Below are 12,733 nucleotides of genomic sequence, written 5' to 3'. Positions count from 1 at the left end.
AGCCCCTTCCCCGCCCGCGGATCCACACCCTCAGCTCACGCGCTCACCTCGGCCCCTCACCTCGCCTCGCCCCCTCACCTCCCCCTCACCCGTTCCTGCGCACCGCCCCCGCCAGAATCCAGCCCTCCACCGCCTCGTACTGCCGGCGCTGCTCCTGCGCCTGTCGGCGGCCCGAGGCGACCGTGCCCAGCCAGCCGAGGGCGAAGCCCAGCGGGATGGTGACCAGGCCGGTCGTGGTGAACGGCAGCCAGTTGAAGTCGGCCTCGGGGAAGGCGGATACGGGCGAGCCCGAGACCAGGTTCGTGCCGGGCATCAGCAGCAGGACCGAGAGCGAGCCGCCGATGAGGGTGCACAGCAGGCCGGTTCGGGTGTAGCGGCGCCAGAAGAGGCTGTAGACCAGGGCGGGGGCGATGGCCGAGGCACCCAGGCAGAAGGAGAGGGTGACCAGGGGCTGGAGGCTGCGGTGCTGGACCTGGGTGGCCAGCAGGACCGCCGGGACGCCGACCGCCAGGGCCGAGACGCGGGCCAGCAGCATTTCGCGGCGGGGTGTCATCTCCCGTACGCGGGCCGCGAACACGTCGTGGGCGAGGGAGTTGGCGCAGGCGAGGATCATCCCGGCGACGGAGGCGAGCACCGTCAGGAAGATCGCCGTGGTGACGGTCGTGAACAGCAGTGTCTCCGCTGTCGAGAGGCCGGGGCCGAAGGCCGCGCGCGAGCCCAGCAGGTAGGCCGTGTTGCCCTGCGGGTCCGCCTGCGCGATCACCGCACGGCCGATCAGCGCGGTCGCGCCGAAGCCGACGACGGTGATGACGAGGACGAACAGGGCCACGCCCGACACCGCCCAGGACATCGAACGGCGCACCTGGCGGGCGCTGGAGGCGGTGTACATGCGCATGGTGATGTGGGGCAGGCAGGCGCAGCCCAGTACCACCGACAACTGGGACGTGATCATGTCGACGCGGGGGTACGGGCCGCCCGCGAACTCCAGCCCGGAGTGCAGGAAGGCGGCACCGACCCCGCTCTGCTTCGCCGCCGTGTCGAACAGTGCTCCCGGGTTCCAGTCGAAGCGGTGCAGGATCAGTACGGACACCACGGCGCCCGAGCCGAGCAGCATCACGATCTTCAGGATCTGGATCAGGGCGGTGCCCTTCATGCCGCCGATCGCCGCGTAGCTGATCATCAGCGCGCCCAGTCCCAGGACGCAGGCCGTCTTCAGCGAGTCGCCGGAGAAGCCGAGCATGAAGGCGAGCAGCTGGCCGGTGCCGGCGAGCTGCACCAGCATCATCGGCAGCAGCGCGGCGAGGGTCACCCCGCACGCCGCCATCCGTACGGCCCGTCCGGGCATCCGGCGGGCGAGCGCGTCACCCATGGTGAACCGGCCCGCGTTGCGCAGGGGTTCGGCCAGCAGGAACATCAGCAGCATCAGCGACAGTGCCGTGCTCAGCGCGAGCACGATCCCGTCGTAGCCGCACAGGGCGATCACTCCGCCGGTGCCCAGTACGGTCGCCGCGGAGATGTAGTCGCCGGCGATCGCGAGGCCGTTGCGCATGGGGGAGAGGGAGCCGTAGCCGGTGTAGAACTCGTCGAGGTCGTCGTTGTCCGGGCCGGTCATCACGCACAGCAGCAGGGTGATGGTGGCTACGACCGTGAAGGCGATCAGGGACATGTTCTGGGCGCTGCCGCTGAACTCGGTCATCGGCCGGCTCCCCGCTTGGCGTCCAGCTCGGCGAGTTTGCGGATGCGGTCCGCGAGGGGGTCGACGTGGCGGCGGGCGGTGTGTTCGTAGAGCGCGATCGCCAGGCAGGTGACGGGGAGCTGGAGCAGGGCGAGCAGCAGGCCCGCGGGCAGGCCGTCGGCCACCGTGCTCGTCATGAACGACGGTGCCAGGGCGGACAGCAGCAGGAAGAGCGTGAAGTAGCCGAGTGCGGTGAGCGTGGCCACGCGCCGTTGCCGGCGGTAGGCGCCGCGCAGGATCCGCAGGTCGCTGTGGTGTCCGAGCGCCTCGCGGCGCGGCCGGCGGCGTGGGGCGGGCGCCGGTGGCGGCTGCCACGGGTAGGTGGCGGGAGACGGCTGGTGCTGTGGACGCGGGCGCGGGTGTGGGTACGGGTACGACGAGAACGGGTCGTGGGTCATCCCGGGCTCCTTGCGTGGCTCGGGTCCGTGGCGGCGGACCGCAGGGAGATGGGGGGTGCGGGTCACGCACGCTACTCGGGCCGTTTCCTGTGCGCGGGCTTTTCACCAAACTGAGCGGTCGGTATGCGCTTGCTGGGCCGACCTGGGGTGTTACCCGCGTTGACCCTGGTGGGGCTCAGTCGCCGGAGCCGTGCAGTACCGGAAAGCGGCGCGGTGCCACGAACAGCAGCACCAGGAAGGCGAGCGCGGCGGCGCAGGACGCGCCGAGGTACACCGCGTGCACGGCGTCCGCGATGGCCCGCCGTGTGGCCTCCGGCGCCGTACCTCCGTCCAGGCCCCGGGTGACGGAGTCCAGGTCGCCCGCGCCGCCCAGACGTGCCGCCAGCACCCCGTTGGCGACCGCGCCGAAGACCGACGCGCCGATCGTCTGGCCCGTCTGCCGGCAGAAGAGGACGGAGGCGGTGGTCGTGCCGCGTTCCGCCCAGCCGACCGTCGACTGCACGCCGACGATGAGGGGGAGCTGGAAGAGTCCCAGCGCGGCGCCGAGCAGCAGCATCAGCAGGGTCGGTTGCCAGGCCGCGCCGGGGTAGGGCAGGAAGGGGAACGCGAGCAGGATCAGGGTCGCCGCGCCGATGCCCAGCATCGAGGTGTTGCGGAATCCGATCCGCCGGTAGACGTGCTGGCTGAGCGCGGCCGACAGCGGCCAGCTCAACGTCCATACGGAGAGCACGAATCCGGCGGCGACCGGTGCCAGGCCCAGCACCGACTGCGCGTACGTGGGCAGGAAGACGCTCGGCGCCACCATCAGCAGGCCCAGCGCGCCCAGCGCGAGGTTCACCGCCGCGATCGTACGGCGGCGCCACACCCACCCCGGGATGATGGGCTCGGCCGCCCGGCGTTCGATCACCACGACCAGGCCGACCAGGGCGAGTCCCGTACCGAACAGGGCGATCGACGGCGCCGACAGCCATGGCCAGGCCACCCCGCCCTGCACCAGCGCAGCCAGCAGTACGCCGCCGCACGCGAACACCGCCAGCGCGCCCGCCCAGTCGACACGCGCGCGTGCGTGCCGCTCCCGCTGCGGCTCGTGCAGATGACGGACGATCAGCCATAGCGCCACGGCGCCGATGGGCAGGTTGACGAGGAAGATCCAGCGCCAGTCGGCGTACGCCGCCAGCACCCCGCCGAGACCCGGGCCCGCGACCGCCGACACCGCCCACACGGTGGAGAGCTTGGACTGGATCTTCGGACGCTCCTCCAGCGGATAGAGGTCGGCCGCGAGGGTCTGCACCGTGCCCTGCAACGCCCCGCCGCCCAGGCCCTGCAGGATACGGAAGGCGATCAGCGCTCCCATGTTCCAGGCGAGTGCGCACAGCAGGGAGCCCAGCAGGAAGACGGCCGCGCCGGCCACCAGCACCGGCTTGCGGCCGAAGGTGTCGGAGAGCTTGCCGTAGACCGGGAGGGTGACCGTCACCGCGAGCAGATAGCCGGAGAACAGCCAGGAGAAGACGGAGAAGCCACCGAGGTCGCCGACGATCTGCGGTACGGCCGTGGAGACGATGGTGGAGTCGAGGGCCGCCAGTGCCATGGAGAGCATGAGCGCGGCGACCACCGCGCCCCGTCTCCCGGTGGCGGTGCGCTGTGCGGTGTCGCGTATCGCGGGCGCCGTACCGCCCGTACTACCCGTACCGCCTGCACTGCCCGTGCTGCCCGTATCGCCCACCGGATGCCCTCCCCGTGCCCCTTGCAGCTATCCCGTACGACAGCTTCCCACTTGAACCTGACGCGGCGGCAGGGCGGAGAGTGATCGCGCCGACGGGTGGAGCGGACCCCCGAGGGCATCTCCACCTGACGGTGGACCACCCCTAGGGGTATCTCCGTACTAAGGCTCGGGGAGGGTTCGTACCGCCGGAGGAGGAGACGGGCCCCGCGCTGTCCTTAATCTGGCTTTACGCCGTCGGGGCGCCCCACCGCCACCGCCGGAGGGTGGGGTTAACCCCCCGGAAAGAGGGTGCCGAGCACCAGCGCGGTGCACCCTCTCCCGCCGACAGACTGAGTGACGTACCGAGGCGCACACGCAGGAACCAGCGCGCACGGACCCATCGCACACGGCCCCTCAGGGATCGGTGCGTCCCAACTGCTGACCGACATAGGAGATATACCGTGACATCGGCTGTGACCATCACCAGGCACGGGGGTACTGGCGGGCGAACGGCCGTTGCCGCGCGGGCGCGGCAGGTCGTCAAGGCGTACGGGTCCGGGGAGACCCGTGTCGTCGCCCTCGACCACGTCGACGTGGACATCGCACGCGGTCAGTTCACCGCGATCATGGGCCCTTCGGGTTCCGGCAAGTCCACGCTGATGCACTGCCTCGCCGGGCTCGACACCGTGACGAGCGGGCAGATCCACCTGGACGAGACCGAGATCACCGGCCTGAAGGACAAGAAGCTCACGCAGCTGCGCCGGGACCGGATCGGCTTCATCTTCCAGGCGTTCAACCTGCTGCCGACGCTCAACGCCCTCGAGAACATCACCCTGCCCATGGACATCGCCGGGCGGAAGCCGGACAAGGCGTGGCTGGACCGGGTCGTGGAGACCGTCGGTCTCGCCGGGCGGCTCAAGCACCGGCCCACCCAGCTCTCCGGCGGCCAGCAGCAGCGCGTCGCCGTGGCCCGCGCCCTGGCCGCCCGCCCCGAGATCATCTTCGGTGACGAGCCGACCGGAAACCTCGACTCCCGTGCGGGTGCGGAGGTGCTGGGCTTCCTGCGCCGCTCCGTGGACGAGCTGGGCCAGACGATCGTGATGGTCACGCACGACCCGGTGGCCGCCTCGTACGCCGACCGTGTGCTGTACCTCGCCGACGGCCGGATCGTCGACGAGATGTACAAGCCGACCGCCGACACCGTCCTCGACCGCATGAAGGACTTCGACGCCCGGGGGCGCACGTCATGACCGTCCTGAAGACCTCGATGCGCAACTTCTTCGCGCACAAGGGGCGCATGGCCCTGTCGGCCGTCGCCGTCCTGCTGTCGGTGGCGTTCGTCTGCGGCACTCTCGTCTTCACCGACACGATGAACACCACGTTCGACAAGCTGTTCGCCGCCACCTCCTCCGACGTGACGGTCAGCGCGAAGAGCGCCTCCGACAGCGGTGAGACGACCTCCGCCAACGGCAAGCCGCCGGTCGTGCCGGCCTCCGTGCTGGGCAAGGTGCGCCAGGCGCAGGGCGTGAAGTCGGCGGAGGGGACCGTCTTCTCGAGCGCCGTCACCGTCGTCGACGCCGACAAGGACAACCTCTCGCCGTCCAGCGGCGCCCCGACCATCGTCGGCAGCTGGAACAGCAACGACGCCCGCACCATGAAGATCACGTCCGGTACGGCGCCCGAGGGCTCCGGCCAGGTCATGGTCGACGCGGACACCGCCGACAAGCACCATCTGAAGCTCGGTGACGAGATCGGCGTGATCAGCGCGGTCGGCACGCACACCGCGAAGATCTCCGGCGTCGCCGCCTTCACCGTCACCAACCCCGGTGCCGCGATCTTCTACCTGGACACGAAGACCGCCCAGGCGGCGCTCGTCGGGCAGACCGGCGTCTACACGAACGTCAACGTCACCGCCGCCGCCGGGGTCAGCGACGCCCAGCTGAAGAAGAACGTGACGGCCGAGCTCGGCGGCGCCTACAAGGTGCAGACCGCCAAGGAGACCGCCGACGCCAACCAGAAGAGCGTCGGCGAGTTCATGAACGTCATGAAGTACGCGATGCTCGGCTTCGCCGGGATCGCCTTCCTCGTCGGCATCTTCCTGATCATCAACACCTTCTCGATGCTGGTCGCCCAGCGCACCCGCGAGATCGGCCTCATGCGGGCGATCGGCTCCAGCCGCAAGCAGGTCAACCGCTCGGTGCTGGTCGAGGCGCTGCTGCTCGGTGTCGTCGGCTCCGTGCTCGGCGTCGGCGCGGGCGTCGGCATCGCGATCGGCCTGATGAAGCTCATGGGCCAGATGGGCATGAACCTGTCGACGGACGACCTGACCGTCGCCTGGACGACCCCCGCGATCGGCCTCCTGCTCGGCGTGGTGGTCACGGTCCTGGCCGCCTACCTCCCCGCTCGGCGCGCCGGCAAGGTCTCCCCGATGGCCGCGCTGCGCGACGCGGGCGCCCCCGCCGACGCCAGGGCGGGCCGGGTACGGGCCCTGCTGGGCACGGTGCTCACCGGCGCCGGCGGCTACGCCCTCTACCTCGCGGCCGCGGCCGACAAGGCCAAGGAAGGCTCGCTCTGGCTCGGCCTCGGCGTGGTGCTGTCCCTGCTCGGCTTCGTCGTGATCGGCCCGCTGCTCGCGAGTGGCGTGGTGCGCGTCCTGGGCGCCGTACTCCTGCGGGCCTTCGGCCCCGTCGGCCGCATGGCCGAGCGCAACGCCCTGCGCAACCCGCGCCGTACGGGGGCCACGGGCGCCGCCCTGATGATCGGCCTCGCGCTGGTGGCGTGCCTGTCGGTGGTCGGCTCCTCGATGGTCGCCTCCGCCACGGACGAGCTCGACAAGACCGTGGGTACGGACTTCATCATCCAGAACGACAACGGTCAGCAGATCACCCCGCAGGCCGTGCAGGCGGTGAAGTCGACGCCGGGGCTGGAGAGCGTCACGGAGTACAAGGTGCTGGACGCCGACCTGAGGACCCCGGACGGCAAGACGTCGGCGAAGGAGACCATCAACGCGGCCGACCCGACCTACGCGACGGACCTCCGCACCAAGACGGTGGCGGGCAACCTCTCGGACGCCTACCGCCCCGACTCGATGTCCGTCTTCGAGGGCTTCGCCAAGGACCACGGCATCAAGCTGGGCTCGAAGGTCGACGTCGCCTTCAAGGACGGCACCACCGCGTCGCTCACGGTCCGCGCGATCACCAGCGACGACGTCGTCATCGACAAGGGTGCGATGTACGCCTCCATCTCGACGGTCGCGAAGTACGTGTCCGCCGAGAAGATGCCGCTCGACGAGCTGGTCTTCGCCACGGCGAAGGAGGGCCGGCAAGACGCCGCGTACAAGTCGCTGAAGTCGGCGCTGCACGACTACCCGCAGTACACCGTCCGTGACCAGAGCGACTACAAGCAGGCCCTGAAGGACCAGATCGGCCAGCTGCTGAACATGATCTACGGCCTGCTGGCGCTCGCGATCATCGTCGCGGTCCTGGGTGTGGTGAACACCCTCGCCCTGTCCGTGGTCGAGCGGACCCGGGAGATCGGTCTCATGCGGGCGATCGGCCTCTCGCGCCGCCAGCTGCGCCGCATGATCCGCATGGAGTCCGTCGTCATCGCCCTCTTCGGCGCCCTGCTGGGCCTGGGGCTGGGTATGGGCTGGGGGGCGACCGCCCAGAAGCTGCTGGCTCTGCAGGGCCTGAACGTCCTGGACATCCCGTGGCCGACGATCACCGGTGTCTTCATCGGCTCGGCCTTCGTGGGCCTGTTCGCGGCGCTCGTGCCGGCGTTCCGGGCGGGGCGCATGAACGTGCTGAACGCGATCGCGACGGAGTAGCGACGGAGCAGCGGCTGAGTGGCCACCACATAGGGGGGTTGCGGGGGACGGCCCGGCGCCGAGGAGTCCTGGGGGACTCCTCGGCGCCGGGCACGTTTCACTCACCCGGCGTCCGGCACCGGCACGGTTATCCACAGCCCCGGCACACAGCGCCACACCGTCGTACTCTGGACACCCCCGGCCCGTCACACGCGTCGGGCCCTTCGTGTTGCCCACCCCGGACGGAAAGCGCCCCTCCATGAGCCTGCACGGTCTGCTCGACGCCCTGGTCAAGGACACTGCCCTCGCGGAAGCGATCAAGGCGGCTGCCGACGGCAACCGGATGCATGTCGACCTCGTCGGTCCTCCGGCCGCCCGCCCCCTCGCCATCGCCGCGCTCGCCCGCGAGACCGGCCGCACCGTGCTGGCGGTGACGGCGACCGGACGCGAGGCGGAGGACCTGGCGGCCGCCCTGCGCTCCCTGCTGCCGCCGGACGGCATCGCGGAGTACCCGTCCTGGGAGACGCTCCCGCACGAGCGGCTCAGCCCGCGCAGCGACACCGTGGGCCGCCGCCTCGCCGTCCTGCGCCGCCTCGCCCACCCGCGCGCCGACGACCCCGAGACCGGCCCGGTCTCCGTCGTCGTAGCCCCGGTGCGCTCGGTGCTCCAGCCGCAGGTCAAGGGCCTGGGCGACCTGGAGCCGGTGGCGCTGCGGACCGGTCAGACGGCTGATCTGAACGAGGTCGTGGAAGCCTTGGCCGCCGCCGCGTACTCCCGCGTCGAGCTGGTCGAGAAGCGCGGCGAGTTCGCCGTCCGCGGCGGCATCCTGGACGTCTTCCCGCCCACCGAGGAACACCCTCTGCGCATCGAGTTCTGGGGCGACGACGTCGAGGAGATCCGCTACTTCAAGGTCGCCGACCAGCGCTCCCTGGAGGTCGCCGAACACGGCCTGTGGGCCCCGCCGTGCCGCGAGCTGCTGCTCACGGACGACGTACGCGCACGCGCGCGTGCCCTCGCCGAAGAGCACCCCGAGCTCGGCGAACTCCTCGGCAAGATCGCCGAGGGCATCGCGGTCGAGGGCATGGAGTCCCTCGCCCCCGTCCTCGTCGACGACATGGAACTGCTCCTGGACGTCCTGCCGAAGGGCGCCATGGCCGTGGTGTGCGACCCGGAGCGGGTCCGCACGCGTGCCGCCGACCTCGTGGCGACCTCGCAGGAGTTCCTCCAGGCCTCCTGGGCGGCCACCGCCGGCGGCGGCGAGGCGCCCATCGACGTCGGCGCGGCCTCCCTGTGGTCCATCGCGGACGTCCGCGACCGGGCCCGCGAGCTGGAGACGATGTGGTGGTCGGTGTCGCCGTTCGCGGCGGACGACGAGTCGGATGCCGACACCCTCAAGCTCGGCATGCACGCGCCCGAGACGTACCGCGGGGACACGGCCAGGGCCCTCGCCGACACCAAGGGCTGGCTCGCCGACGGCTGGCGCACGGTCTTCGTCACCGAGGCCCACGGCCCGGCCGCCCGTACGGTCGAGGTGCTCGGCGGGGAGGGCGTCGCGGCCCGCCTCGACGCGGAACTCGACGAGATCTCCCCGTCCGTCGTGCACGTCGCCTGCGGCTCGATCGACTACGGCTTCGTCGACCCGGAGCTGAAGCTGGCCGTGCTGACGGAGACCGACCTGTCCGGCCAGAAGGCGGCCGGCAAGGACGGCGCCCGCATGCCCGCGCGCCGCAGGAAGACCATCGACCCGCTGACCCTGGAGGCGGGCGACTACATCGTCCACGAGCAGCACGGCGTCGGCCGCTACATCGAGATGGTGCAGCGCACCGTGCAGGGCGCCACCCGCGAGTACCTGGTGGTGGAGTACGCCCCCGCCAAGCGCGGCCAGCCCGGCGACCGCCTCTACATCCCCACCGACCAGCTGGAGCAGATCACCAAGTACGTCGGCGGTGAGGCGCCCACCCTGCACCGGCTCGGCGGCGCCGACTGGACCAAGACGAAGGCACGCGCGAAGAAGGCGGTCAAGGAGATCGCCGCCGACCTGATCAAGCTGTACAGCGCGCGCATGGCCGCGCCCGGCCACGCCTTCGGCACCGACACCCCCTGGCAGCGCGAGCTGGAGGACGCCTTCCCGTACGCGGAGACCCCCGACCAGCTCACCACCATCGCCGAGGTCAAGGACGACATGGAGAAGACGGTCCCGATGGACCGCCTGATCTGCGGCGACGTCGGCTACGGCAAGACGGAGATCGCCGTCCGCGCCGCCTTCAAGGCCGTCCAGGACGGCAAGCAGGTGGCCGTCCTCGTGCCGACGACGCTGCTGGTGCAGCAGCACTTCGGCACGTTCAGCGAGCGGTACTCGCAGTTCCCGGTGAACGTCCGTGCCCTGTCCCGCTTCCAGACGGACACGGAGGCGAAGGCCGCCCTGGAGGGCCTGCGGGAGGGCTCGGTGGACGTCGTCATCGGCACCCACCGGCTGTTCTCGTCGGAGACGAAGTTCAAGGACCTCGGTCTGGTCATCGTCGACGAGGAACAGCGCTTCGGCGTCGAGCACAAGGAGCAGCTGAAGAAGCTGCGCGCGAACGTCGACGTGCTGACGATGTCCGCGACCCCGATCCCGCGCACCCTGGAGATGGCGGTCACCGGCATCCGCGAGATGTCGACGATCACCACCCCGCCGGAGGAGCGCCACCCGGTGCTCACCTTCGTCGGCCCGTACGAGGAGAAGCAGATCGGCGCCGCGATCCGCCGCGAACTGCTGCGCGAGGGCCAGGTCTTCTACATCCACAACCGGGTCGAGTCGATCGACCGCGCGGCGGCCCGGCTGCGCGAGATCGTGCCCGAGGCGCGCATCGCCACCGCCCACGGCCAGATGTCGGAGCAGGCGCTGGAGCAGGTCGTCGTCGACTTCTGGGAGAAGAAGTTCGACGTGCTCGTCTCGACGACGATCGTCGAGTCCGGCATCGACATCTCCAACGCCAACACGCTGATCGTGGAGCGCGGCGACACCTTCGGCCTGTCCCAGCTGCACCAGCTGCGCGGCCGGGTGGGCCGTGGCCGTGAGCGCGGTTACTCGTACTTCCTGTACCCGCCGGAGAAGCCGCTGACGGAGACGGCCCACGAGCGGCTGGCGACGATCGCCCAGCACACGGAGATGGGCGCGGGCATGTACGTGGCGATGAAGGACCTGGAGATCCGCGGCGCCGGAAACCTTCTCGGCGGCGAGCAGTCCGGCCATATCGCGGGCGTCGGCTTCGACCTGTACGTGCGGATGGTCGGCGAGGCGGTGGCCGATTACCGGCGGCAGCTGGAGACGGGCGGGATCGAGGAGGAGCCGCCGCTCGAGGTCAAGATCGAGCTGCCCGTCGACGCCCACGTCCCGCACGACTACGCGCCGGGCGAGCGGCTGCGCCTGCAGGCGTACCGCGCGATCGCCTCCGCCAACTCGGAGGCGGACGTCAAGGCGGTCCGCGAGGAACTCGTCGACCGCTACGGCAAGTTGCCCGAGCCCGTGGAGAACCTGCTCCTGGTGGCGGGCCTGCGCATGCTCGCGCGCGCGTGCGGCGTCGGCGAGATCGTGCTCCAGGGCAACAACATCCGCTTCGCGCCGGTGGAGTTGCGCGAGTCGCAGGAACTGCGCCTCAAGCGGCTGTACCCCGGCACCGTCATCAAGCCGGCCGTCCACCAGATCCTGGTACCCCGCCCGAAGACCGCGAAGGTCGGCGGGAAGCCGCTGGTCGGGCGGGAACTGCTCGGATGGGTCGGAGAGTTCCTGGCGTCGATCCTGGGGTCGTGACGTCCGCCCGCGCGCGGGCAGCGCACGGGCGGCGCGCGGGAACGCGGAGGCATGCGGGAGCGCTGAAGCGTACGAGTGCGGGAACGCGGAAGCCGTCCGCACAGACAGGGTCTGTGCGGACGGCTGCAGTTCCGGGGCGGTTCGGCCGGCCCGGCGGGCCGTGACCCTCCACGGATCGGGTGGCCCTGCCGCTGGTCCTGCCGCCGGTGTTACCGCTGGTCCGGCCGGTCGCGGTCGATTCCGAGTGCGCCTTCGATCTTCTGCTGCGCGTCGTCGACCTGGCGCTCGTACTTGCCGCCCGTTTTCTCGTTGACCTCCCGCTCCGCGGCGTCGGACAGCTGCTTGGCCTTGTCCTGCGCCTGGCTGCTCTTCCTGAACCTGTCGAAGATGCCCATCCAGAGCTCCTTCCAGGGAGACACTCTCCACCGACGATACGCCCGACTTGCGCAAAATGCCCAGATAGCCCCGGGGTATTGGTCTAGTCCTCTTGGCGGTTACGGTGTGCACGGCCCCGCACGGGGAAAACTGTCCGTGCGGGGCGGAACCGGGGAACAAGGGGAGGGACGCACCGTGGCGCGTCTGAGGGGTGGGGCGGCGATCGCCGTCGTGACGGTGCTCGCCGTGGCCGGGTGCACGGAACAGACCACGGGCTCCGCGGGGCCCGAACAGACCGCGGGCGGCGGCGCCGCGCTCACCGCGGCCGAGTCACTGACCGTCAAGGGGCGGGCGCCGAAGACGGGGTACGACCGGGACCGGTTCGGTACCGCCTGGGCGGACACCGACTCCAACAGCTGCGACACCCGGGACGACATCCTGAAACGGGACCTGAAGGAGGTCCGGTTCACCGGCGGGACCTGCAAGGTGACCTCCGGCGTCCTCGAGCCGGATCCGTACTCCGGTAAGGACGTGACCTATCGGCGCGGCCGCAGCCAGGTCGACATAGACCACGTCGTCGCCCTCTCGGACGCCTGGCAGAAGGGCGCGAAGTACTGGGACCCGAGCAAGCGCATCGCCCTCGCCAACGACCCCCTCAATCTCCTCGCCGTCGACGCGAGCACCAACCGCGGCAAGGGCGACGGCGACACGGCGACCTGGCTGCCGCCGAACAAGGGATACCGGTGCGCGTACGTCGCCGCGCAGGTCGCCGTGAAGAAGAAGTACGAGCTGTGGGTGACCGCCGCCGAGAAGGCCGCGATGGAGAAGGTGCTCTCCGGCTGCCCGGACCAGGAACTCCCCACGGGGGGCAATCCGACGGAGGCACCGGCGCGATTCCACGCGGACTGACCGTCGGCCGGGCGGC

The 12,733-nt window shown here is 70.7% G+C and carries 8 protein-coding genes; 4 read left to right on the top strand and 4 right to left on the bottom strand.

Annotation, left to right across the window (positions count from 1 at the left end; genetic code table 11):
• Nucleotides 1-85: 85 nt before the first annotated feature.
• From ABT114_RS21100 to ABT114_RS21090, 3 genes are all read right to left on the bottom strand, one after another.
• A complete protein-coding gene (locus ABT114_RS21100; RefSeq protein ID WP_351144333.1) occupies nucleotides 86-1,696 on the bottom strand; it encodes a sodium/solute symporter in 1,611 nt (536 codons plus the stop codon).
• Nucleotides 1,693-2,133 (bottom strand): DUF485 domain-containing protein, encoded by a 441-nt coding sequence (locus ABT114_RS21095; RefSeq protein WP_351144332.1) that lies wholly within the window; start codon nucleotides 2,131-2,133, stop codon nucleotides 1,693-1,695. The genes ABT114_RS21100 and ABT114_RS21095 overlap by 4 nt, the downstream gene beginning before the upstream one ends.
• Nucleotides 2,134-2,308: 175 nt before the next feature.
• Entirely contained in the window at nucleotides 2,309-3,856 is a 1,548-nt protein-coding gene (locus tag ABT114_RS21090) for an MFS transporter (RefSeq protein WP_502988354.1), read from the bottom strand.
• Between the two features lie 440 nt (nucleotides 3,857-4,296).
• Between ABT114_RS21090 and ABT114_RS21085 the strand changes: the two genes are divergently transcribed.
• The 3 genes from ABT114_RS21085 to mfd all read left to right on the top strand — a co-directional run bounded on the left by ABT114_RS21085 (nucleotide 4,297) and on the right by mfd (nucleotide 11,433).
• Complete coding sequence (locus ABT114_RS21085; protein WP_351144331.1) at nucleotides 4,297-5,085, top strand: ABC transporter ATP-binding protein; 789 nt, start codon at nucleotides 4,297-4,299, stop codon at nucleotides 5,083-5,085.
• A complete protein-coding gene (locus ABT114_RS21080) occupies nucleotides 5,082-7,661 on the top strand; it encodes an ABC transporter permease (RefSeq protein WP_351144330.1) in 2,580 nt (859 codons plus the stop codon). The genes ABT114_RS21085 and ABT114_RS21080 overlap by 4 nt, the downstream gene beginning before the upstream one ends.
• Nucleotides 7,662-7,899: 238 nt before the next feature.
• On the top strand, nucleotides 7,900-11,433 hold the full coding sequence (gene mfd, locus ABT114_RS21075) for a transcription-repair coupling factor (RefSeq protein ID WP_351144329.1): 3,534 nt from the start codon (nucleotides 7,900-7,902) through the stop codon (nucleotides 11,431-11,433).
• 209 nt (nucleotides 11,434-11,642) lie between these two features.
• Here the strand turns inward: mfd and ABT114_RS21070 are convergent, their stop codons facing one another.
• On the bottom strand, nucleotides 11,643-11,828 hold the full coding sequence (locus ABT114_RS21070; protein ID WP_351144328.1) for an antitoxin: 186 nt from the start codon (nucleotides 11,826-11,828) through the stop codon (nucleotides 11,643-11,645).
• A gap of 175 nt (nucleotides 11,829-12,003) precedes the next feature.
• On the opposite strand from ABT114_RS21070, the gene ABT114_RS21065 reads away from it, so the two are divergent.
• Complete coding sequence (locus ABT114_RS21065; protein ID WP_351144327.1) at nucleotides 12,004-12,717, top strand: HNH endonuclease family protein; 714 nt, start codon at nucleotides 12,004-12,006, stop codon at nucleotides 12,715-12,717.
• The last annotated feature ends 16 nt before the right edge of the window (nucleotides 12,718-12,733 follow it).

The sequence above is a fragment of the Streptomyces sp. NPDC002088 genome (assembly GCF_040296605.1).
Taxonomy (GTDB): Bacteria; Actinomycetota; Actinomycetes; order Streptomycetales; family Streptomycetaceae; genus Streptomyces.
The sequence above is the reverse complement of the archived record's forward strand: the minus strand, read 5'-3'. Positions and strand labels throughout refer to the sequence as shown.